Origin of the sequence: Lactiplantibacillus sp. B652 (genome assembly GCF_023806745.1) — a bacterium.
GTDB lineage: Bacteria > Bacillota > Bacilli > Lactobacillales > Lactobacillaceae > Lactiplantibacillus > Lactiplantibacillus pentosus.
Genome location: NZ_JAMSKY010000007.1, coordinates 141788 through 164004, shown reverse-complemented (window position 1 = coordinate 164004; position 22217 = coordinate 141788). Strand labels below are relative to the sequence as shown.

23 protein-coding genes and 1 pseudogene are annotated in these 22217 nt (G+C 43.3%); 2 read left to right on the top strand and 22 right to left on the bottom strand.

Annotated elements, in window-relative coordinates:
* The 5 genes from MZO40_RS10245 to MZO40_RS10225 form a co-directional block, all read right to left on the bottom strand.
* Nucleotides 1-1842, bottom strand: a complete 1842-nt coding sequence (locus MZO40_RS10245; RefSeq protein WP_252133261.1) for a PTS beta-glucoside transporter subunit IIBCA — start codon at nt 1840-1842, stop codon at nt 1-3.
* Between the two features lie 526 nt (nt 1843-2368).
* The gene (locus MZO40_RS10240) at nt 2369-2683 is read right to left on the bottom strand and encodes a MazG-like protein (protein WP_105960779.1); all 315 of its coding nucleotides are present in this window, start codon (nt 2681-2683) and stop codon (nt 2369-2371) included.
* 133 nt (nt 2684-2816) lie between these two features.
* The gene (locus MZO40_RS10235) at nt 2817-3200 is read right to left on the bottom strand and encodes a hypothetical protein (protein WP_105960778.1); all 384 of its coding nucleotides are present in this window, start codon (nt 3198-3200) and stop codon (nt 2817-2819) included.
* Between the two features lie 216 nt (nt 3201-3416).
* Nucleotides 3417-3938, bottom strand: coding sequence for a DUF1097 domain-containing protein (locus MZO40_RS10230; RefSeq protein WP_101872807.1), 522 nt, complete (start codon nt 3936-3938; stop codon nt 3417-3419).
* A gap of 15 nt (nt 3939-3953) precedes the next feature.
* A complete protein-coding gene (locus tag MZO40_RS10225) occupies nt 3954-4751 on the bottom strand; it encodes a DAPG hydrolase family protein (protein ID WP_105921060.1) in 798 nt (265 codons plus the stop codon).
* A 95-nt stretch (nt 4752-4846) separates the two neighbouring features.
* Here MZO40_RS10225 and MZO40_RS10220 point away from each other — a divergent pair, with 95 nt between their 5' ends.
* Both MZO40_RS10220 and MZO40_RS10215 read left to right on the top strand, forming a co-directional pair.
* The gene (locus tag MZO40_RS10220; RefSeq protein ID WP_252133260.1) at nt 4847-5482 is read left to right on the top strand and encodes a Crp/Fnr family transcriptional regulator; all 636 of its coding nucleotides are present in this window, start codon (nt 4847-4849) and stop codon (nt 5480-5482) included.
* 356 nt (nt 5483-5838) lie between these two features.
* Nucleotides 5839-6927, top strand: coding sequence for an Ldh family oxidoreductase (locus MZO40_RS10215; RefSeq protein WP_003639789.1), 1089 nt, complete (start codon nt 5839-5841; stop codon nt 6925-6927).
* 284 nt (nt 6928-7211) lie between these two features.
* Here the strand turns inward: MZO40_RS10215 and MZO40_RS10210 are convergent, their stop codons facing one another.
* The 17 genes and pseudogenes from MZO40_RS10210 to scrK form a co-directional block, all read right to left on the bottom strand.
* Nucleotides 7212-7583, bottom strand: coding sequence for a nuclear transport factor 2 family protein (locus MZO40_RS10210; RefSeq protein ID WP_050339814.1), 372 nt, complete (start codon nt 7581-7583; stop codon nt 7212-7214).
* Nucleotides 7584-7678: 95 nt separating this feature from the next.
* On the bottom strand, nt 7679-8557 hold the full coding sequence (locus MZO40_RS10205) for a LysR family transcriptional regulator (protein ID WP_050339815.1): 879 nt from the start codon (nt 8555-8557) through the stop codon (nt 7679-7681).
* Between the two features lie 89 nt (nt 8558-8646).
* A complete protein-coding gene (locus MZO40_RS10200; RefSeq protein WP_088770651.1) occupies nt 8647-9243 on the bottom strand; it encodes an NAD(P)H-binding protein in 597 nt (198 codons plus the stop codon).
* A gap of 30 nt (nt 9244-9273) precedes the next feature.
* Nucleotides 9274-10113, bottom strand: a complete 840-nt coding sequence (locus MZO40_RS10195; protein WP_105960774.1) for an SDR family oxidoreductase — start codon at nt 10111-10113, stop codon at nt 9274-9276.
* 20 nt (nt 10114-10133) lie between these two features.
* The gene (locus MZO40_RS10190; RefSeq protein WP_252133259.1) at nt 10134-10892 is read right to left on the bottom strand and encodes a carboxymuconolactone decarboxylase family protein; all 759 of its coding nucleotides are present in this window, start codon (nt 10890-10892) and stop codon (nt 10134-10136) included.
* A gap of 417 nt (nt 10893-11309) precedes the next feature.
* Nucleotides 11310-12356 carry an NAD(P)-dependent alcohol dehydrogenase gene (locus MZO40_RS10185; RefSeq protein ID WP_050339819.1) on the bottom strand — a complete coding sequence of 349 codons (1047 nt, stop codon included), beginning with the start codon at nt 12354-12356 and terminating at the stop codon, nt 11310-11312.
* Nucleotides 12357-12419: 63 nt separating this feature from the next.
* Nucleotides 12420-14003: a sodium:proton antiporter gene (locus tag MZO40_RS10180; RefSeq protein ID WP_122217779.1), complete on the bottom strand. Its 1584-nt coding sequence runs from the start codon at nt 14001-14003 to the stop codon at nt 12420-12422.
* 148 nt (nt 14004-14151) lie between these two features.
* Nucleotides 14152-14799: pseudogene (locus tag MZO40_RS10175) on the bottom strand (NAD(P)H-binding protein).
* 23 nt (nt 14800-14822) lie between these two features.
* Nucleotides 14823-15482, bottom strand: a complete 660-nt coding sequence (locus MZO40_RS10170) for a flavodoxin (RefSeq protein ID WP_162255278.1) — start codon at nt 15480-15482, stop codon at nt 14823-14825.
* 44 nt (nt 15483-15526) lie between these two features.
* The gene (locus MZO40_RS10165) at nt 15527-15958 is read right to left on the bottom strand and encodes a cupin domain-containing protein (RefSeq protein WP_105921653.1); all 432 of its coding nucleotides are present in this window, start codon (nt 15956-15958) and stop codon (nt 15527-15529) included.
* Between the two features lie 27 nt (nt 15959-15985).
* Nucleotides 15986-16552: a sugar O-acetyltransferase gene (locus MZO40_RS10160; protein ID WP_105960771.1), complete on the bottom strand. Its 567-nt coding sequence runs from the start codon at nt 16550-16552 to the stop codon at nt 15986-15988.
* Between the two features lie 25 nt (nt 16553-16577).
* Nucleotides 16578-17429: a GRP family sugar transporter gene (locus MZO40_RS10155; RefSeq protein WP_252133258.1), complete on the bottom strand. Its 852-nt coding sequence runs from the start codon at nt 17427-17429 to the stop codon at nt 16578-16580.
* A gap of 123 nt (nt 17430-17552) precedes the next feature.
* Nucleotides 17553-18338, bottom strand: coding sequence for a glucose-1-dehydrogenase (locus MZO40_RS10150; RefSeq protein WP_050339825.1), 786 nt, complete (start codon nt 18336-18338; stop codon nt 17553-17555).
* Between the two features lie 444 nt (nt 18339-18782).
* Nucleotides 18783-19541, bottom strand: coding sequence for an aminoglycoside adenylyltransferase domain-containing protein (locus tag MZO40_RS10145; protein ID WP_225367152.1), 759 nt, complete (start codon nt 19539-19541; stop codon nt 18783-18785).
* Nucleotides 19542-19806: 265 nt separating this feature from the next.
* The gene (locus MZO40_RS10140) at nt 19807-20286 is read right to left on the bottom strand and encodes a hypothetical protein (protein WP_252133257.1); all 480 of its coding nucleotides are present in this window, start codon (nt 20284-20286) and stop codon (nt 19807-19809) included.
* 5 nt (nt 20287-20291) lie between these two features.
* Entirely contained in the window at nt 20292-21269 is a 978-nt protein-coding gene (locus MZO40_RS10135) for a LacI family DNA-binding transcriptional regulator (protein WP_105960768.1), read from the bottom strand.
* A gap of 61 nt (nt 21270-21330) precedes the next feature.
* Nucleotides 21331-22203, bottom strand: a complete 873-nt coding sequence (gene scrK / locus MZO40_RS10130; protein ID WP_105960767.1) for a fructokinase ScrK — start codon at nt 22201-22203, stop codon at nt 21331-21333.
* Nucleotides 22204-22217: the final 14 nt, after the last annotated feature.

Below are 22217 nucleotides of genomic sequence, written 5' to 3'. Positions count from 1 at the left end.
TTAAACTCCTAACTTAGCAATATTCATGACAGACTGATCAGCCACTGTGGAACTATTTTCATCGACCGCAATGGTATAACTCTCCTGGTTAGTCACAACCATCATCGTAATCGGGTTATACCCGGCAGCTTTAATCTTTTCAACATCAAACGTTTCAAGTAGGTCACCCGTGTGTACTCGTTGCCCGACCTTTACATGAGATTCAAAATATTGTCCGTTTAATTGAACGGTATCAAGTCCAATGTGAAAGAGAATTTCAGCGCCATTATCCGTTTTCATCCCTAATGCATGTTTGGTTTCATAAACCATCTCAATCGTTCCATTAGTTGGTGCAATCAATCGACCTTCACTAGGATCAACGGCAATTCCTTGCCCAAGCAAACCTTGTGAGAAAACGTCATCGGGTACGGCCGATAATGGCATAACCTTACCAGCTACTGGTGCTCTCAAATCCTCGGCAGCTACTGTCGTCGTATCAATGTCAGTCTCGCTAGAACTAGCTTGCGTCTCATTTTTCCAAACAAGTAGGCTAACCACAAACGACACGACAAACGAAAGTCCAAATCCGATTAAGGCATGGATTAAATTAGCCGGATTATTCTTATCTACGAACATCGGTAAACTAGCTAATCCGGGACCTACAATCGTAAATCCTGACAAACCAACAATACCGACATACGCGCCACCAATCACACCACCGGTAACAACACTAATCATGGCTCGTTTGTGCTGTAAAGTGACCCCATAGAGTGCGGGTTCAGTAATGCCAAATAAAGCTGAAATTCCTGCTGAAATAGCGACTGCACGTAATTTTGCATCCTTGGTACGAAGCGCAATTGCAAAACAGGTCCCGCTTTCTGAAATATTATGTGCCAGTGAAGCAGGTAAGTACAGTGATTCCTTACCAACCGTGCTGAAAGTCGAAACAACGTATGGAATCATCGGTTTATGCATCCCGGTTGCAACCATAAACGGCAATGCACCAGCAAGTAGCGCTGTCGCAACCCAGCCCAGATGAGAATTCAAGAAAAGGATAACACTCACAAATGCTTCACCGACAACATACCCCAATGGTCCAAGAAATAGTAGCGTAATTGGTGCTGTAATCAGCATTGCCATCATTGGGACAAAGAAGATTCGAATAGGTTTAGGTGAATACTTAGTAAATAGTTTTTCCATCAAGGCGTAAAATAACACGCACAAAATAGCGGGAAAAACTTGTGAACTATACGTCACATTCGTAACATGTAAGCCAAATAGTGTGGTCCCTTTCGTTAGCATAGTGACCAAATCAGGTAAAATCAACACGCCAACTGTGGACACTGCAACCAACGGATTCACTTTTAGCTTCTGGGCTGTTGTTATGGCAACTAAAATCGGCAATAAGTATAATGGTGCCCTGCCGACCAAGCTTAAAATTTGATATGTAGGGCTTTTTTCACTAATCCAGCCAAACATCGCAATCAGCATCAGCACGGCCTTTAAAATACCACCCCCAGCAATCGCTGGTACTAGTGGCTGAAAAACGCCAATGATAAAATCAAGAATCACTTTTCCCCGCGATTGCTTAGGGCCTTTCGCGGTACTATTGTCAGTATTTCCTAATAATACTTGAACGGCATCAAACATTTCAACAACATCATTACCAATAATCACTTGGCATTGTCCACCTGCGATAACTGCGCCTAAAACACCATCAACTGTTTTGAGCTGTTCTAGGTCCGCACGATCAAAATCATTCAAAGTAAACCGCAACCTTGTTGAACAATGAATTAGTGAATTGATGTTTTCAACACCACCAACACCTTCAACAATTGCTTTTGCACTAGCTTGAAAATCCATATTAATCACTCCTTATGACAAAAAAACAGGATCCAAAAGTTGTCGGACTTTGCCCGTCACTTTTTAGATCCTGCCTGCATTACCAGTTACATGTCTATTGATATTATGTACAAGTCTTAATGTAAGCCTTTTCACCCTTGATTGTCAAGCTTTTTTCATTTTCATTTTAAAATTAAGTATTCATCCCACCATTTCCATAACACCCCTTTCTATATCCTAATTTTCAGCAATTAATTTGATAAGCCATGCAATATCAGCACGCCTATGTCTGAATTTAGCCATTACGAACTACATACATATTTGTTGTTTTATAGCTGAAGTGATGCGGTAATTCACATCTGATACTTCGGTATATCGAGTCACTAAAAAGCCTAGCAATTTCAATGAAATCACTAAGCCCTTTATGGAACACTGTATCTGCTGCTATAACGGTTAGCCCATGTCGTGACGATTAATTAGCCGCCAAATAAATCACCGATAGCGCCTTGCGTCCCCGACCAACCTATCCGTCCCAACAGCTGTCGCTTTACGCCGTAAGTTGTGACGCTTTATCGTTCAAAAATTTCGTCACTGCCTGGTCCAAATCAACTTCATTTGCATCAGCCAAGACGCTTAACCACCAGATTGATTCACCAATTTTGTCCGCAAGTAACTGCTGGTCGTGACCATCTGGCCAGCTACCTTGATGGGCCATGACTTGCCGACCAACTAATGCTGCATCCGTCAAGAAGGCCAGTGCATCTTGCTCAGTGGTCCACGGATGGCCGTCTTGCTTCATTTCCAATTGATGATATTGTTCACGAATCTTTGCTGAGCGTTGTGCAACTTCTTTGATTTCCAAATCATTAACCTCAATTCGTTTTTATCTTGAATAGGTGCTTCATCCTATTGTTGGAACGGATTTTTGAAATGTCATAACGTAATTCAGTCCGGTAGTGGATCAAGTAGTCTTATTCTTAACCAACTTCAATCAATCAGCCTTGCTCATCCGTACTTTCCCGAGCACCCGCAAACATAAATTCAACCACATCAACCAATATAACCACCGGTAACAAATAAACCACCCCAATAAAATACCAAAATGCTTCATTGAAGCTAATCACGCTATAGCGTGCGAAAAGCAACAGCGTCCCGCAACACAATAATAGTAATAGCGCGCAGATTTTTCGCTGTAACCCTGTCTTCACCACTGCCGATACCCCCAGTAAACCGGCCAAAATACCACAAGTCACATACCCAATCAATTGATCACTATCCAACTTAAATCCGGTATGTACACCGGTTGATAAATAAAGTGCAGCGAGATAGACCGCTAAATAGCCTCCTGTGATTATTTGGACGCGTCGATAAGCTTTCATTTGACGTTTTCCCCCATTCTGTCCAATGTTTGTACCATCGTAGACTTTTATTCTATACATTGTGGTGTGTACGGGCCAAACGTTGGTTAGTGTGCAAATCAGTACGCGATGACGGCCGGTTGCTTGCAACGATGACTAATCAGTGGCAGTACTACATCACAAGCAAAAAGCCTCAGCGGATGAACTAAGTCATCCGCTGAAGCCAGCACATCAATTTTACTTATTATCATGTTTCATGAACCAATTATTGAAGACGACACCACCGACGCCAATTAAGTAAACGCCGACAAGCATGGATAAGGCTAGCTGCAGTGGCAGCCAATGCCAGCTGGTCATCGTTTCATGACCTAAGACCAGAATTGTAATCGCCCAGCCGGATAGCCAAGCCGTCGCATCCACGAACCGGCCCACAACCGTCAAGCCACAGACTAAAACACTGACTGCGCCCAAAATACAGAGGCTTAAAAATTGATTCATGGATGGACTACCCGGCAACGCCGTCAGCTTCAGTGCCACCATCCCCCAAGGAATCCCAATCAACAAGCCTAAAATAATCGGCAAGGCTTTCTTAGGGTCATTTCCTTTTGCAGTGAACAGGCCGGCAGAAATTAGCGCCACAGCGCCAGTCTCGACCCCAAATTTGGGGCTCAGCACCGCCCACAATGGCGGGATAACGGCAATGAAGATGGCTGTCGTCACCGTTTGAATCACGTGTTGACTGCTAGTTTTGATTGTCATTCACCACCCGCCGATTTAGAACTTATCTTTGTTTTCAGCGTAAAGACTTGGTAAAATTTGAGCTAGGTTGGTCATTTCCTTGATGTTATGCAACCCGAGCCGTTTGGCAACTTCACCGTCGATTTTGGCATCGTCAGGAATTACACGAACAGGCTCGTGCGTTTGCAGGTCAACATTCCAGCCTAGCCAGAAGCGACTGCGTAATTCAATCCCATCATCGACAGGGCGAACCACATGTAACATCAGGGCCGTCTCACCATTGGCGGCCGCCACAATATCTGAATCACTTTGCGCCAGCAGTTGTGGATCATAGCCCAAATCGACTGGGTTTTTGAAATTAATATCGATTTTTTCAGGGCCAAAACCAGTATCTTCGGTAACTGTATGAGAAACACCGTAAATTCGTTCGGCCATCGGAATTGATTGGTCCTTCAGTTGCGCCTCAGTCCCATTTTTGACGACGACATCGTAATGATCATCCTTATTCCAAATGACGTAGCGCATTGATTCTAGGCCATGCCAAGCAAACCACCAATGTAACATTTCTGCTGTCACGTTCGGCATTTTCAAGTGGTTTGCCATGAACGCGGTCCCATCCGGCATTTGGCAATAACCGACCTCAGTCTTCAAGTAACCTGGCTTCAATAAATCATTACGGTCTTGCACCGGGGTCGCATCTTTTGGATCGATTGGGGCTTGCACCATCTTCTTTCGTGCAGTTGGATCGACTTTCGCCATGTCTTGTAAATAATACTTATAGTACGGCAACGTTGCCGCGTTAGCAGGGATGTTTTGTGTGAATTTTTCTGTCATAATTAAGTTCCTCCTATCAAATTACAAGACTTAGTTTAACCCGGTGGCAGGTATTAAAAATTATCTTAAGACAATTGTTGGGGGAATTATTTAATATGGAATTTTTTATTCAACAGGATTACCAAGATTTTAAAGACGACTTACTAAAATTACCGCACACCCAGAAATTGATTGCTGCAAATGAGGAAATCTCGCTGACCAATCAAACTTACTTCATCGTTTCCGGACGAGTCGTTGAAATCCTATTGTTGCCGGATGGCGAAGCCCACGCATTGGTCGCCTATGGCCCGCAAACATTATTTCCACCACTATTTTCGGCATCAATGCCGACAAAAGATGAGTTGATTTTCCGCTTCGTCCAACCCAGTACCCTATGGTGTTATGACAACACACTACTCGCTAACTACGCCGAGCAGCATCGCACTTTCGCCAAGCAACTCAACCAGAGTTACCTCAAACACATGAACTATTATCTAAATGATATTAGCCAATTGATTACTTCATCAGGCATGCAACGTCTCGTCACTTTTCTGAATTACTATCTGGATGAACACCACCCAAGTGATAATTTGATTCCAATCCGTCAGAAGAATCTTGCCCGGCTGATTGCGTTGAACCCTACCAATATGTCGCGGAATATTAAGAAGCTCAAGGAAGCCAGCATCGTCCAAGTCTCAGGTGCCGGCATCACGGTGTTAAATCCTGAAGCACTCAAAACATACTTAGACTAACCACCGACAATCGCGTGCCCTAATTTTTCTAAAAGATTAAAATTTAAGCCAGTCAGACGAGCACCCCAAACGGGTCACTGCGTCTGACTGGCTTATTTAGACATTATCCTCGCGACAACTTCGCTTAAAACGGCTCTTTCGCAATATTCACCGCTACCCCATCTAGATTAGGTTTATCTGTATGAACCCGGATAGCACTAGGATATGCCTTTCTACAACCCAAGCTTGACTTGTGACGTGATAACGTTTTTAATTAGTATATGATTAACGAATTATTAAAATTAAACTGTTGTTATCTGTATATTTTAATAACTGAGTTAATCCTTAAATCTAATTCAAATAACGTGGTGACGATAATGGTAAAACGATACGATAGCAAGAAAATTGAACAACTGATTTACAATATTTACAAAGGTTACGGCTTTTCTGAGGAAGAAAGTCAAGAAGTAGCCCACATGTTGATTTACACGGACTTAATTGGCATTGAATCCCATGGGGTCCAACGAATGATCATGTACGACGGCTTCATTCGCAATGGTAAAATTCGTGTACATAATCGTCCAGAAGTGGTCAAAGAAACCGATGTGAGTGCGGTCGTTGACGCTCACTTTGGCTTGGGGCAGTTAAACGGGATTTATAGCATGCGCCTTGCCATCGAAAAAGCAAAACAACACGGCATTGGCATGGTCACGACTCGTAACTCCGGTCATTACGGCATTGCCGGGTATTACGCCAACATGGCGGCCGAAGAAGGCTTGATTGGCCTGTCATCGTGTAATTCACGTTCAGCGATGTTACCCACTCACGCCACGAAGGCTTTAGTCGGCACCAATCCAATCGCCTTTGCGATGCCGGCCCAGCCAAACACGTTTATCTTCGACGCGGCGACGACCACCGTGCCACAAGGTAAAATTGAAGTTTACCGTAAATTAGGCAAAGATTTACCGGCCTTATGGGTCGCAAAGGATGGCGAAACGCCCGTCAATCGGCATGACGACACCGAAGACTTGGACGCCCTGCGTGATTTAGATTCCAATGTTGGTTTGGCGCCATTAGGTGGTGTCACCGAAGATACTGGTAGCCACAAGGGCTTTGGCCTCGGTGTCATCGTCGAAGTGTTCACCGCGATTCTTTCCCTAGGCAACACTTCCAACGAAATTACACCAGACGACCTTTCCGTGGGTCCTTGTCAGAGCTTTATCGCCATCGACCCGTCAATCTTCGGTGATAAGGACGCCATCATCGACAAGTTCTCAGCTTACTTACAAGCCATCCGCGACCTGCCATCCGTTCCTGGTAAACCAGTCATCGTCGCCGGCGACAAGGAAGCCGCTGCGTACCAAGACCGCTCAGCTAACGGTATCGAAATTGACGATAAGACACTCGCAGAAGTCGTTGGCATCGCCAAACGACTAGGTATCGACTACGCGCAATACGTGGCCTAACTAAACTTGTATTAGACAAAAACCAGCAACTGCCTGTTCTGAAAATTCAGTGACGGGCAGTTACTGGTTTATTTTTGACTGGTGGCATTCGGCGGTGATGAGAATTTTGACCCGGTGGCGATTACTGCCATTGGCCGATGCCAAAAAGCCATTTCCGCGGCCACTGTATTTTTTGCGATCGCTACAAAAACTTTACCTAGTCGGCGTGCAAACTGCCAAAAATAAGACGAGCAACCCAAAATTGATTGCTCGTCCTATTTTTCACCAACCAGCCGCGCTTAAACCTAATACGTACTAGCAACCTGGTCCGTAATCAGCCACTTGCCGGCTTGTTTTTTATAGAAGACCTGCATTTGCAACGACCACGTATTGGCACCGCCACCCCAGATTTTAGCTTGAACCCGGTTCTGGCCGATTAAACTAGCCTGATTACCGTTAATTTGGATAGCCTTGATCGCATCTTCTTTAGAAGAAAGGTACTGCATCTCGTCATTCTGAATTTGGTCGATCCATTCAAACTTAGGCTGAACGTAGCCGGTCATGTGGGTCAAATGCATGTCATCTGCCAAAATTTCATTTAATTTATTGAGATTTTTATTGACCATCGCTTTATTTTCATCTCGATACAATTGTACGATTGCTTCTTCGTCTGTCATATCTTCCACATCCCTTGTCTTATTTACAGGGAAAATGATAACGAAATTTCCAGCTTAAAGCTATTTCACTTTGACGGGCGTTCGATAAGTTTAGCTTATGCAAAATTCTGTTTCAATAATTCCGCGAATGTCTCGATATAATATCCTGAATTATCCGCTTGCCAATAAGCATAGTAGTTTTGAACCAGGTTACGATTACCCTTGAACAAGGGCAGCATCTTGACAATCTCTTGGTCTAATTGTGACTGCATCCGCTGATTAATAATCAAATACCCTTGATTAGACGCAATCAGCATCTGGGCTTCATCATAATTCTGAGCACGGACAAACTCGCTTCTAACGCCCAAAACATCTCGATAGTATGCTTCTTCCGCCGCTTGTTGGGTGCCATCAATAATCAGTATACAAGGAAGATCAACTAAATCAGCAATTTCAATTTTGTCAGTATCTACTGGTAACGAATGATTAACAGCAACCATAAAGTCACTCGCCGTCAAGAATTCATTCTGGTACTCATTAGATAACGCGCGTCGCTGATCCGACAAATCCAAATCAATCTGGCCTGTTCGTAATAATTCATAGAGATCTTCATGGGTACCACTACTAATTTTGATCTTAACCTTAGGGAATTCCTGTGTGAACTCAGACACCGTCTGCAAGAATTCGGTAGTCCCAAAACTTCTGAGATAACCCACTCGTAATTCAGCTTCATCATTCTTTTCGATTTTAATCGTGTTCTCAACGAGTTGATCGACATCGGCTAAAATATCCTGACTGTGGATATAAAAATATTGCCCCGCTTCAGTGACTTCAAAGCTGCGCCCCTTCCGCTTGATGAGGGTGATGCCCAAGCGATTTTCAAGTTCCTTCATCTGTTGCGAAATGGCTGATTGTGAAATATGGCAGTCCACCGCCGCTTGTGTAAAACTATGATTCTTGACGATTGCGATGAAATACTGCATTTGTTGAAACATTGACGACACCTCAACTTTTATGACGTTTACTATTAAATTTATTATGCCACAGAAAAAGGCCACTAGCTGAACTAATGACCTTATCATGCTTATTTTGAATTTAAACCAACGCTATCATGTGAATAGTAGTTGTCATCCGCAACGGCATTCTTCACAAAATCAGCGATTGAACTGATAGAGACGTCATGGCCGCCAAAGGGTTCACCCTTCTTCGTGATTTCATAATCAACTGGGCCACCGGTGAACCAACCTGGACGAATCACCGTATAATTCAAGTCGGAACCTTCAACGATATCGGCCGCCTCCCGGTAAGACTTCAGCATTGAATTATGACTCAGATTGCCACTCGCACCAATCGAAGCCGGGATTTCATCATAAATGCCCATGGAAGTAATAAATAATAACCGCGCAACATCGTTTCGGTCCATTGCGGCCACGATTTTGTTTGCAAATCGACCTAAGGCGCCGCTTAAGGCAACAAAAACAACGTCTTGTCCGGCAATGGCCTGGTCCAAATCGCGATCGTTGGTCACATCGCCAGCAATCACCGTTTCACGTTCACCGGCCTTTAACCGACTAGCACTTCTTGCAAATAACGTTAACTGATTATCAGTTTCGTTTAACAGCGTTTCTCGCACTGCACTGCCAATCGTACCGGTTGCACCAATAATTAAAACTTTTTTCATGATTTTTCTCCTCATTTCTACTGCTTTAACTTATTCGCCAGCTGGAAAATCAGTTGACGCTGCCAGTTCCTTCTCAGTTTGATATTCCGCCAACCGCTTTTCAATAGTGTCAATCGTGCTTGCCAACGCTTGTGATCCTAAGACCATGTGCAACGGCGTGTCAGGCTGATCAACACTTTCGATAATGCGAGCAGCCATTCGAGCTGGATCGCCGGGTGCCAAGCCATTTGCTGGGTCAAGCATCTTCATGAAAGCGTGTGCTGGATTTTCATCATATTCCTTCATCAAATTGGCAACATGCGCACTACCGTACCGGAATTCAGTCCGAGCGCCACCGGGTTCAACGATCGTCATGCCAATGTTAAATGGTGCGACCTCTTGCGCCACGGATTCACAGAAGCCTTCAATACCAAACTTTGCGGCGTGATACATCGAATTACCCGCAAAGGCAACCTGACCACCATAGGATGAAATCTGGATGATTTGGCCATGTTGTTGCTTGCGCATAAATGGCAAGACTGAGCGAATCATTTGAATCGAACCCGTTAAGTCGGTCGCCAAAATTTTATCAATATCTGCGTCACTCAACTCTTCAGCCGCACCGAAGAGCCCGTAACCCGCGTTATTAACTAAAACATCGATTGAATGTTCAGTCGCAACTCGGTTGACCAATTCATGAATCGCCGGGACATCCATGACATCTAGGATTTCACAAATAAAAGTATCCGGATACTGATCAATTAAATCTTGAACTTTAGCCGTATTTCGAACCGTCCCAATCACGGTATTGCCCGCTGCCAATAACTGCGCCGTCATTGCCCGACCAAAACCGCTGCTAACACCCGTAATCAACCATGTTTTTTTCGTCATAATTATATTTCTCCTTGTCCTTAGTTATTTTCTGGAATAATTTCGTTTAATAAATTCAACGCCGTTAACGTTCTTGGGTAGCCAATGAATGGCAATAATACCGTAATGGTGGACAATAGTGTGTCCTTATCATTACCCACCGTAACGTTATTGCGAATGTGTCCCTTAACTTGTGGGTCCGTACCGCCCAGCGAAATCAGCATTGCAAAAGTAATCAGTTCCCGCGTCTTGGCATCCAGACCTTTGCGGGTATAATAGTCGCCGAAACAATTGTCAGCCAAGAACGTTGCAAAGTGCTTTTCGTTTTCCGGTAAATTCTCCTGCATCTTATCAACGGCGTCACCGGCGAGCTGCCGAACGGTTTCCAATCCCTTTTCATACCGAGTTGCTGGTGTGGTCGTTGATTGCCCTTCAATCGGGAGTGAAATATGCCGTTCTGTAAAGACAGCGTTGGTGGCATGTAAGAAGTCAAAGACCTTTCCGAGGCCAACATATGCGGTGGCTTGATAAACGATTTCTTTAACTTCGACCGGTGCCACACCAACGTTCAGCGCACCATTGAGCATCGCCTGATATTCATTAACGGATTGCATCGCAATCAACGCCGCCAAAGTAATTTTCATCCGCAACTTCAAGTCCAAGTTTTGATGTTGCAGGACTTCGTCAAAGTTAAAATTGTCGAAAACTTCAATGAATTCCGGGTCCGTGACTTTTAACGTCGACTTCAGATCTGGAAACAATTCTTTGTGATTTGCTTGCGCAGTTTTACTAATTGCCATTACTGGATACCTTCCTTTATCATGTTGCTGCTAACTCATTTACAAGTACTATCTTACAAACAAAATGACAATCGACCAATTCCGATAACACATCTCATCGATAAGTTTTACTTATCAATCATATGGCATGTGTGTGGCCAGCAGGTTAAGCTCATCGTTGGTAGACCTGGCGACGCGATTGTTGCTGATTTTCAGGCATATTAAAAGCCTTACCGAGTCGTCTTTAAACGGCTCAGTAAGGCTTTTACCTATCATGTCTATTCCAGTCACTCGGTGATACTAGTGAATGATACGCGTTGTGCTAGGCTAGCTATTCTTTAGCATTAAAGCTGATTAAATCATGCAAAATTAACTAGCGCAATGTGCCAACAGTCCTATTTCTGCTGCAAAAGCTCCTGTACGACCAGAACAATACCCTTATTTCAAAGTTGCCATATCAATGACATACCGGTAATGGACCTTACTATCAAGAATGTTCTGATACGCGTCAGCGACATCATCAATCCCAATCATTTCAATTTGGGGTTTAATATGATTTTTAGCTGCAAAATCAAGCATTTCTTGGGTTAACGCAATTCCACCAACGTTGGATGCCGTAATATTGGCCTGGTTACCAAACATCGAGAACAAATTGAAATGGATCTCATCACTTGGAATGCCGACGTAACAAAGCGTCCCATTAAATTTCAATAATGGTAAATAGTCACCAATATTCAGATCAACGGCGACCGTATTCAAAATAAAATCATACTGTCCTGCCAACGGCGCAAAGTCCGCCGGATCACGTAAAATTTCGTAACTTGTCGCACCGAATTGTTGTGCTTCTTCTCTTTTACTTTCAGAATGCCCAAGTACGGTAACATCGGCACCCATTTTGGCTGCAAATTGAACGGCAATATGTCCTAATCCGCCTAAGCCAATAACGGCAACTTTGCTACCAGCCCCAATTTGGTACTGTTTCATCGGATTATAAGTCGTGATACCCGCACACAATAATGGCGCAGCGTCGGCCAATGACAGTTCGTCAGGAATATGCAAGACAAAGTGATCCTTTACAACGATTGCTTGTGAATAACCGCCTTGCGTAATGGTCCCATCATCGTCTTCTGAATCAAATACAATGACCGTCCCTTTTTCACAGAACTGTTCACGGCCGGCTCGACATGCCGCACACTTACCACAGGAATTTACAAAGCAACCCACGCCAACGCGATCACCTGGCTTGAAGTCCTTAACGTCACTACCTACAGCAGTCACGATACCTGAAATCTCATGGCCAGGTACCATTGGAAAATGGGCGCCCTGCCATTGAACCATGCTCACATCACTGTGACAGATGCCACAATATTTAATCTCAATTGCGACATCATCTTGACGAAGATCACGTCGCTGAATGATAGTCTGCTCAAAAGCCGAAAAGTCTCCCTTTGTTCTGGCTTGTAATGCTTTAACTGGTTGTGTCATATTTAATATCCTTTCTTTTAGAAAAAATTCAATTCTAATCTAGAGATTTAGCGCGACTGATTATTAGATTAGCCGACTTTTTGGATCTAATACCAAAGACTCTGCCAAGAGTACTTCACTGTATAAATCATAAATTTCATCACTCGGAATTTGGTGCGTCAATGCTAATGAGTGTAAATAACGGCGCTCTTCATTGAAAGCATGCATGAGGGCTCGTCGTTGGTCCACACTTTGTAAAACGTTGATTTTTTCTTGATGCTGACTCACACCGTGCCACTGTTTAAAAAACGACCGTAACGTGTTACTTCGAATCTGATCTTGTAAGTCGTACATCACCAGCGCCCGTACAGCCGGATCCAAGTCCATCTTCTTTACGCGCTCAATTCCGGACTTGACCATTTCATCCCGAATCTCACGTTGTCTACTTGGTCGGTTGCGCGCGTCAAAATCTACCGGTAACTTCAGATTGAACACGACTGTGGCGGTGACCATGCTTAAAATAATGACAACGACTTCAACTAAAATAACCTGATTATACAGATTAGTTGCTAGCGTCCCACGTAATGAAAAAGTCATGGCTAGAGTCACCGTGGCGTGAACACCACCTAAAGAAAATAGGCCAGCTGATCGCCAAGAATGGTCACCAACTTTGTATTTTGCGTAAAGCAGTCGACAAACTAATAATCCAAGGTACACGGTTACGCCAATCATCAACCACTGCCAATTATTGTTATGAATAAAATATTGGCTCGTAAAAATGAGTTCAAGATTTAGGCCCAGAATGACAAAGACCATGCCATTTAAAATGCTGGTCAAAAAGTTGACCAAATTCAATCCCAAGTGCATTTGACGCGGTGACGAGAACCGACTGCGATTAGCCTCACTATTATTGACTAATCCCGCAATGACGACCGCAATAATCCCTGAAACACCAATTGCTTCCGCCAAAATATAAATGATGATGGGGGTGAGCAAATAGACTAAATTTTGTGCGTAAATTGCGTTGATGCTCGTCCGTAATAGCCATTGGCGAATCACCATAAACAGTAACGCAATCATAAAGCCAATTAACGCCCCGCCACCTGCAGCGTATAATAGGGTGCCCGCATTTTGCAGAAAATTAAAGTGTCCAGTTTGCCACCAGATGATGCCCGCCTGTAATAAAACTAACCCAGTCGCATCATTAAACAGCGATTCTAGTGTTAACTGTTCATGGCTGCTTCGTGGAAATGCTCGTCCGCCAATAACTGATTCTAGTGCAGTTGCGTCGGTAGGCGTACTGATTGCGACCATGATCAACGCTAAGGGGAATGTCATGTTGAACAAGTTTGGTAAAATCATTGTGATGACGACCGCTGAAATAATCGCCAGGATACCCGCGGTCCCGATAATTTGCTTCAACCGTTGCTGTACTTGAAGAATTTGGGTGCGTTGTCCTTCAAAGAAAAGTAGTGGTGCCAAGATAACGATCATAAAAAACTCATTATCAAATTCAGGGATATACCGGCTAGTCATGGGCCAAGCAGCCAGTATGATACCAAACAGTAAATTAAAATACGTACTAGAAATTCGTGGTAATAGTCGCGCAATCAATTCACTAACTGCAACTGCGACTAACACAACAAACAACGCGATAAACATTGACATAACTCTAACCACCTAATCTAATTGTTCAAGCGAACTTTGATCTGAGTGTGCATACTGTCAATCAAATTCACATGATTAAAATGGCGATAAGTTTGATTTCAATTCAGTACGCGGTATTTTACTTGCTTTAGGGCCAGCTTGTCGCAGCCTAGTAGACTGGTCGAGTTTCTCCCTGAGTGTCAGCGTCTGCGATACCAACACTATCATTACTGAGATAAGCTGGATCAGAAATGATTTTCACAATGACGTCCGCCATGCTTTGCCGTGAACCAGATACACCAATGTAGGTCTCGTTGCGGTGTGTCAGCTGATATTTGATCTCATGACGGTCATTTAACCATGGAAATCGTAACGTTGTATACGTGATGCCAGACTGTGCTAATAATTTATCCGCATTAATTGCAGCTGCAAGGCCATCCTTGACCATTTGGTAATTCCAACGGCCAAATTCACCAAGAACTTCATTGTATAAGCCGAGTAAACTTGACTCAATAATACGATTAACACCCTGATTTTTGGCGGCTTTAATGACATTATTCGTAATACGGTTATTTGCCGTATGATCCACCATGGCAATGTACACGATGTCTTGCCCTGCCATCGCGCGCTTAACCGCATCAAAATCTGTGATATCGCCATCAACTAGCGTCACACGGGGATTAGTAGCTAAGTCGTTCAATCGCTGACTATTTCGTAAAAATAAAGTCAGCTGAACATCTGACTATTCATTTAAAACACGCTTTTCTACGATTTTGGCAATTTGCCCATTTGCGCCTAAAATTAAAACTTTTTTCATTATTTGACCTTCCTTCCATGTGCTTAATATCCGAGACGATTCAACCATTTTTCAATTTTTGCATGGGAATACTTAACGTCACTACCCTGAATTGAAAGACCCTTTTTAAACGTCGCTTGTGGATACTGTTTTCGCAGCATCGTTAGTGAATCCGACCAGCCTGAACCCGCGTTAGTTGAGAATGGGATGATTATTTTACCGTTCAATTGTGCGGAGGCCATAAAGGTATGCAAAATCATTGGTAAATGGGCATCCCAAATTGGATAACCTAGAAAAATGGTGTCATATTTTTTAAAATTAGGTAACTTATTTTTAATTTTCGGACGTGCATTTTCATTCTGTTCCCTAGTCGCCCGCTTCACGGTTGCTTGGTAATTATACGGATAGGCTTGTTTTGGAACAATCCGATATTGTTTCGCACCAGTTTGCTGCGTGATAAGATTGGCAATTTGGTTCGTATCGCCAACCTTTAAATCGCGATTCGGATAATTTTGACCCGCACGGGAAAAGAACACAACAATTGTTCGGTTTGCTTGACTTGTCTGTTTCCGAGGATGCTGCGCTACTTTGTTCACACGATCCGTTTGATTGTGATCATTTTGAAGTTGATAAACGCGGACCCCGATAAAAATTAACGCTGCTAAAACAATCAAACCGGCAATGACACTTTTCTTATTTTTCAATCCAACCTGCCCCTTCACCTAAAAATCATCCGCATGGCTGTGGCTTACTTTGCGAGTTGATTGTAAGCTTCATCACTGACGGCTTCCAGCCACTCATTACTCGTATTTTTACCAGGGACTTCAATTGCAATGTGGCTAAACCAGCTATTCGCCTTAGCGCCATGCCAATGCTTCACATTAGCAGGGATAATCACTTTGTCCCCAGCTTTGAGACTTTGTGCGGGTTGCCCTGCTTCCTGATACCAGCCTTCACCGGCAACACACAGCAGAATCTGTCCACCACCCTCAGTGGCATGATGAATATGCCAATTATTGCGACATCCCGGTTCAAAAGTGACGTTAGCAATGAAAAGCGTCGACTTTCCGGGCTCAGTGATTGGGTTTAAAAAGGACCGCCCAGAAAAGTATTGCGCAAAAGCAGTGTTGGCTTCTCCACGACCATAAATGTTTGCGATATTAAATTCAGTTTCATCCATCTCTCACAACCTCCTAAAAATGATTGGTTAGTGTTGTACTTTGTTATACTTGATCACCTTAGCTGGGACACCCACTGCAACCGCATTGTCAGGAATATCCTTTGTAACAACGGCGCCCGTGCCGATGATGGCATTTTCACCAATCGTTACACCGGGGGCAACGTTGACGCGAGCGCCAAGCCACGCGTTCTTTTTAATATGAATTTCTTTGGTCATAACGTTCCGAATATCAGCCGGATCATGATTGACCGTAAACAAACCCACTCCGGGCCCCATCATGACAGCATCATCAATGGTAATGGTGCCCAACGACATCATCGTCAAATTATGATTGGCGTAAACATTCTGCCCAAGATGGACCTGATTGCCACAGTCAATAAACATTGGTGGTGTAAAAAACGTCCCGTCGTGTATCTGGCCATGTAATAATTTATTTTCTAATTCCACAAGCCGCTCTCGATCACTAGGCATCGTCGCATTGATTTCATGACAAAGATCATTACAGCGGTCAATTTCGCCATGAACTTCTTTTTGGTATTGCGAATTACCAATATTAATCATTTGACCAGCTCTTAAATCATCAAAAATACTCATAGTTTATAATCTCCAATTACTCAGCTTATAAAGTCGCTGTCATCATGCTGCCAATCACAATCAGCCCAAGGCCAACCAGCGTATATCTCAGTTCGCGATGACTTTTTCCTTCATGTAAAAGCAACATTGCACCCAGCGTCGAAACGACGACGTTTAACTGCGTAATCACAAAAGCAGTCGCGACACCTGCTGATTGTGCAGCAAAAATATAAGCCAATGATGAAATACCAAAGACGATTCCGATGAACCCATTTTGCCAGGTCTCTTTTTGACCTAAAGCGGCGCCCTTAGTTCTAACTAGCGCATATATTAGTGAACCGACGAAGATTCCTAACATTTCTGGGAAAAACAACTGAATTCCAGCTGCATGAATCATCTTCGGTAGTGCACCATAGGCCCAATAGCCAATGGTAGTCGGAACTAAGATCGACAGCCCATATCCAATTGACGTCGCGCCTTGACCTTTGTGATCAGTAATTGCGGTAAGCGCCACACCAATAATCACCAGCAAAATTGCAACTGCGCCAATGAGTTTGGCGGTGTTTCCTGGCCATTCGCCGAAAGCCAAAACGCCAATCAATGACGTTCCGATAATTTGTAGCCCAGTCGAAATTGGCATTGTCCGGGTCACACCAAGATGTGTAAATGAAATATACTGACCAACTTGACCCAATGACCATAAGAAGCCGGCGCCAAAACTGAGCCAAAAAGCAGTCCCAGAGACGCTCCCTTTGATTAACCAAATAATTAGACCAATCAATAAGGCGCCCAATCCCGTCCCAACAATCTGGTTAGCGGGCGTACCGCCAACTTTCCGTGCAATTAAAGGTTGAATTCTCCAGCCAATTGCGGGGACCAACGCTAATAAAATTCCCATAACTTTTCACACCCTTCACACCTAAATTATTTTCTCAATCTCCAGTTAACGTTGAATCACTCATAAGACACTCGTGATACGCTGAAGCACACAGCCATGTCTGCCAACTTCTAAAAATCAGATTTAACCTTGACCATCTTTGAAAGCGGGGTATAGGGTCATCCCACCATCAATAAAGAGGGTAATCCCCGTAACATAACTCGATTCGTTAGAGGCCAACCAAGCAGCACCAGCAGCAACTTCTTCCGGATCACCAATTCGATCCATCGGAACCATTTTTACGGTCTGATCATATTGCGCCTTGTCGGCAAATTTTTGCGCGTTAATTGGTGTATTGATTGCACCGGGTCCAATCGCATTGACCCGAATATTATCCTTTGCATATTCCATAGCGATAGTTTGGGTAAAAAGTTTAACGCTGCCCTTAGCTGCCGCATAGCTCGCAAAAGTTGGCCAAGGAATCCGTTCATGAACAGAAGACATATTAATAATATTGCCCGCCTTACCGTGCTTCTTAAAATAGGCCAAAGCAATTCGTGAACCCAAGAACACACCGGTTTGATCAATTGCTGTCACTTTATTCCAAGCATCTAAGCTTAACTCATGGGTCGGTGATTTAATCTCCATCCCCGCATTATTGATCCAGACATCCAAATCACCAAAATTCTCAACCGCAGCATCTAATAAAGACTGCACCCCTAGCTCAGTACTAATATCAGCTTGAACTGCAACAGCATGACCGCCTTTATTTTCAACGCTTGCTACCGCTGATTCAGCACCAGCTGGATCACTGTTATAGTTAATCACAACGTTCATGCCCTCTTGGCCAAACCTTTCAGCGATGGCATGACCAATTCCTTTAGAACCACCAGTAATGACAGCTGTTTTACCTTTTAAATCTTCATACATCGTTTTAAATCTCCTTTTCTAACTTCACTTGTTTTTGATTTAATTTACAAGTGATATCTTACAAGCAAAATGATAATCGACCAATTCCAAAAACGTCGCCTTTTCATAAGTTTTACTTATCAATCATGAAAGTGGCCGCACACTCCTATGCTAGAAAGTTAGAATCATCGTTGATAGACCTGACGACGAGATTGTTGCTGATTTTCAGCCACATTAAAAGCCTTACCGAGTCTGTCTTTAAACGACTCAGTAAGGCTTTGAAATATCATGTCTGTTCCAGTGACTCGGTGATAGGTGACACTAGGATTCGTCTGAAAACTACTTAAGCAAGATACAAATCGAAGCAGCGTAGACCGTAGCCAGAAAAACAGTGAAGTGAACCCCCTGAGTTTGGAGTTACTCCAACTAAGGGGGTTCGCTTTACAACATGTTTCACCAGTTTTTTTATAAAATCGCGGTTAAAGCCATGGTGGCAAAATCTGTTAAGTCACTCGAATCAAATCGAATTGTCGGCAGGTTGCCACTGTACGTTTGAAGGGCAGTGTTGATTAATGGTCGCCACCGCAAATCTAGGTGCGCTAATCCCCATTGACCACCCCCACTTTTTGACAGAATCAGTCCCGACCGTTGGTAAGCTAAAACCCGACATAAATTTAATGTCACGTACACCGGATCAACTGTTATCTCGGTCTGAGCATCCGCAATATCAAAAACTAAAGCCTGCCAGTAAACAGCGGGTGGAATTGGACTAAACACTTCCGCAATGACCGGCCCGGTTAAGACTTGACCATAGTGATTCATAATTGTTAAGTGGGCTGCTAGGTCGGGATCAGTCCCATGCATCGTTTGTATATACTGATTTGGTGATTGAACGTAATCTTGATAATGATATTTTGAAAAATGAAAATCGAAGGGAATTGGCGTTTGAAACGGCCGCAACGCCGATTGGACCATAACGTGAAATTCTAACCCTTTTTTGGGTGCTAATGGCCATAGTTTGTGCAAAGTAACGCTCATCAACTCCCGTTTGTTCGTGGCAGTCAACGCGTGACGCACCACGACAACGTAATCTAAATCACTGACATCCTCATTATAGGAACCAAGTACGTATGAACCGTGTAAATAGATTCCGACTAAATTGGGGCCTAATAGCTGGGTGTAACTAGTTACTAAAGTAGTTAAAAGTTGCTGCGTTCGTTGCACATGACCGTCTCCTTCCATTTTATTGATTACGCCATATTTCTGCATAATAATAGGATACTATTAATTAAATCAACACAAGAGCAAAAAGTTTACGATGCGTCAAAAGTAGAAATTTTACCCCTTGCTGCATATTAAAAGCCTTACCAAGTTGTACCTGAACGGCACGGTAAGGCTTCTAAATATCATGTCTGTTCCAGTCACTCGGTGATACTAGTGAGTTCACTCTATTTGGGCTACCAACCGAACGACACCAGTTAACGCTCGGTTACTCCCAAACTAAATTGTGCTTGATGATCCGATTTATCTTTTCGATTTTATGTTGCATCGCATCATCATTCGGTGCATCAAATTGAACCATCGCGATGTAATCAGTGGATTCATCCATCTCGTCGTATTCCCGACCAATCTCAAAGTTAGTCTCGAGATGCTGGACTTCTGGGCGTAATGGCGCAACATTAAACTTCACCAAGCGCCCATTTTGCGGTAAGACTGTTAGGAAGCCGGACTCCGTCATCGGTGGTTGCGGGCTTAACTGATAATTGAATCCCGCTTGCAACTTATAAGCAGCCTCATTCATGACTAACCCGTATTTATGCTGAATTGCATTCGTAATCATCAAGCCACCGATGTGGCTCCCCATTTCAATAAAAAAGGCACGCTGGGTGGCATCTAAAATTTCAAACGCTGGCGAAACCTTCAGCAACGCTTTTGCGACGTAGCAAATGTAAATAGAGTGTTTCTCCACAAGCCTTAAATCGTCGCTCCTGGCCACAGCTTCACCGGTAAAATAATCTCATGATCAGTCTGTTCTCCTTTGATTCGACGTTGTAAAGTACTAACCGCTTGGGTGGCAATCTCGTCAATTGGTTGAATAATGGTCGTTAATTGCGGCAACAATTCGCGAACGATTTGAGTACCATCAAAGCCAATTAGCCGAAAATCATCAGGAACACGCCGACCCATTTCAGCTGCAATTTGTAACAATAACGCCGCATCAGTATCATTTGATGAAAAGATGCCCTCAACATCTGGGTAATCACTAAAAATCTGCTGCAATTGCGCTTTCTTATCACTTTCAGCAATATTAAAGTCAATTTCATACGTTATCGGTGTCAATCCGTGTAGCCGCATGACATCTTCATACGCTTCACGACGCCGGTGTGCAGCTACTGCCAACTTTTTGGGACCGTTGACATGAATGATCTTTGTCGCACCACCCTTAAGTAATAGCTCTGTTGCCAATTTACCGCCAGCATAATTATCGGCAGCAACAATTGGAATATCCGTATTCACCATTCGATCAATGGCTACCACTGGCAGATTCATCTCCTGATATTCCCGAATACCACGATTATGTGTACCAACAATAAGGCCATCAATTTGTTTATTCAACAATTGCTCTAGATAATCCTGTTCTTTATCGGAATCATTCATCGAATTACCAATCAACACTTTATAATGTTGTTGATACAAACGACGCTCTAAGGCAACACTAAGTTCACCAAAAAACGGATTAGCTACAGTTGGCAACAAAATACCAATTAGATTCGTTTGGTTTTTATACAATTGCCGGGCAATAACGTTAGGTCGATAATTAAGGGTCGCCATTGCCTGATGGACCTTATTAATCGTCTGCTCACTCAAGTAACCGCGATGATTAAGCACTCGCGAGACCGTTGTTTTTGAAACATTAGCCAATTTTGCAACGTCTTCTAGTTTCGCCATTATAACCCACTCCCCAGTATAACTTTCATTATACTATAGGTTTCTAGGTTAAATGTACTAGCCATTACGCATTTAATGATTTTAGTGCCAATGCTAAATTACCAATCGTTGCTGAACCATTATTAACAATTGCTGGCATGACCAAGTACTGATCTAATGGTGGTAATTCCAGATACCCGTTCAATAATTGTTCAAAAGCCGTTCGAATTTTGATTAAGAATGGTTCACTAATGACGCCACCACCAAACACAATTTTGTCTGGACGAATCGTCAGTGTGGTTTGTAATGCGGCCTGAGCAACATAGTTAGCCATGATATCCCATACAGGATCATTCAAAGAAACATCCTTGCCAGGTCGGCCTGTCCGCGCTTCAAAGGTCGGCCCTGACACGAGTCCTTCCAAGCAATCACTATGAAAGGGACAAATACCGCTAAAATTCAAATCATCAGGATGCCGCTTCACAAATACATGTCCCATCTCTGGATGTCCTAAGCTCCCCAATAACTGACCAGCAATAACGGTCCCAGCACCAACTCCCGTTCCAATCGTATAATAAACTAGCGAGTCAGTGTGCTCATTTGCCAAGGATGCCATAATGTATTCACCATAGGCTGAACCATTCACATCAGTCGTCCACGTCATTGGTACGTTTAAAGCTTGTTGAAGTGGGCCAACAAAGTTCGTATTCTTCCAATGTGGCTTTGGTGTATTGGTAATATAGCCATATTTTGACGAGTTTTTTCGAATCTCAATTGGACCAAAAGAAGCAATTCCTAATGCACTCAAATCAAACTGTTTAAAATAATCAATCACCTTTGCTAATGTTTCTGCTGGTGTAGTCGTGGGAAAAACTGCGCGATCTTTAATTTGATAATCCTCATTACCCACAGCGCAGACAAATTTCGTTCCACCAGCTTCAATACTACCAATTAACATAAATTCTTATCCCC

Coding starts and splice junctions, on each gene's coding strand:
- MZO40_RS10245 (WP_252133261.1), bottom strand. CDS start 1,842: ATGGATTTTCAAGCTAGTGCAAAAGCAATTGTTGAAGGTGTTGGTGGT.
- MZO40_RS10235 (WP_105960778.1), bottom strand. CDS start 3,200: ATGAAAGCTTATCGACGCGTCCAAATAATCACAGGAGGCTATTTAGCG.
- MZO40_RS10230 (WP_101872807.1), bottom strand. CDS start 3,938: ATGACAATCAAAACTAGCAGTCAACACGTGATTCAAACGGTGACGACA.
- MZO40_RS10225 (WP_105921060.1), bottom strand. CDS start 4,751: ATGACAGAAAAATTCACACAAAACATCCCTGCTAACGCGGCAACGTTG.
- MZO40_RS10220 (WP_252133260.1), top strand. CDS start 4,847: ATGGAATTTTTTATTCAACAGGATTACCAAGATTTTAAAGACGACTTA.
- MZO40_RS10215 (WP_003639789.1), top strand. CDS start 5,839: ATGGTAAAACGATACGATAGCAAGAAAATTGAACAACTGATTTACAAT.
- MZO40_RS10210 (WP_050339814.1), bottom strand. CDS start 7,583: ATGACAGACGAAGAAGCAATCGTACAATTGTATCGAGATGAAAATAAA.
- MZO40_RS10205 (WP_050339815.1), bottom strand. CDS start 8,557: ATGTTTCAACAAATGCAGTATTTCATCGCAATCGTCAAGAATCATAGT.
- MZO40_RS10200 (WP_088770651.1), bottom strand. CDS start 9,243: ATGAAAAAAGTTTTAATTATTGGTGCAACCGGTACGATTGGCAGTGCA.
- MZO40_RS10195 (WP_105960774.1), bottom strand. CDS start 10,113: ATGACGAAAAAAACATGGTTGATTACGGGTGTTAGCAGCGGTTTTGGT.
- MZO40_RS10190 (WP_252133259.1), bottom strand. CDS start 10,892: ATGGCAATTAGTAAAACTGCGCAAGCAAATCACAAAGAATTGTTTCCA.
- MZO40_RS10185 (WP_050339819.1), bottom strand. CDS start 12,356: ATGACACAACCAGTTAAAGCATTACAAGCCAGAACAAAGGGAGACTTT.
- MZO40_RS10180 (WP_122217779.1), bottom strand. CDS start 14,003: ATGTCAATGTTTATCGCGTTGTTTGTTGTGTTAGTCGCAGTTGCAGTT.
- MZO40_RS10165 (WP_105921653.1), bottom strand. CDS start 15,958: ATGGATGAAACTGAATTTAATATCGCAAACATTTATGGTCGTGGAGAA.
- MZO40_RS10160 (WP_105960771.1), bottom strand. CDS start 16,552: ATGAGTATTTTTGATGATTTAAGAGCTGGTCAAATGATTAATATTGGT.
- MZO40_RS10155 (WP_252133258.1), bottom strand. CDS start 17,429: ATGGGAATTTTATTAGCGTTGGTCCCCGCAATTGGCTGGAGAATTCAA.
- MZO40_RS10150 (WP_050339825.1), bottom strand. CDS start 18,338: ATGTATGAAGATTTAAAAGGTAAAACAGCTGTCATTACTGGTGGTTCT.
- scrK (WP_105960767.1), bottom strand. CDS start 22,203: ATGTTAATTGGTAGTATTGAAGCTGGTGGAACGAAATTTGTCTGCGCT.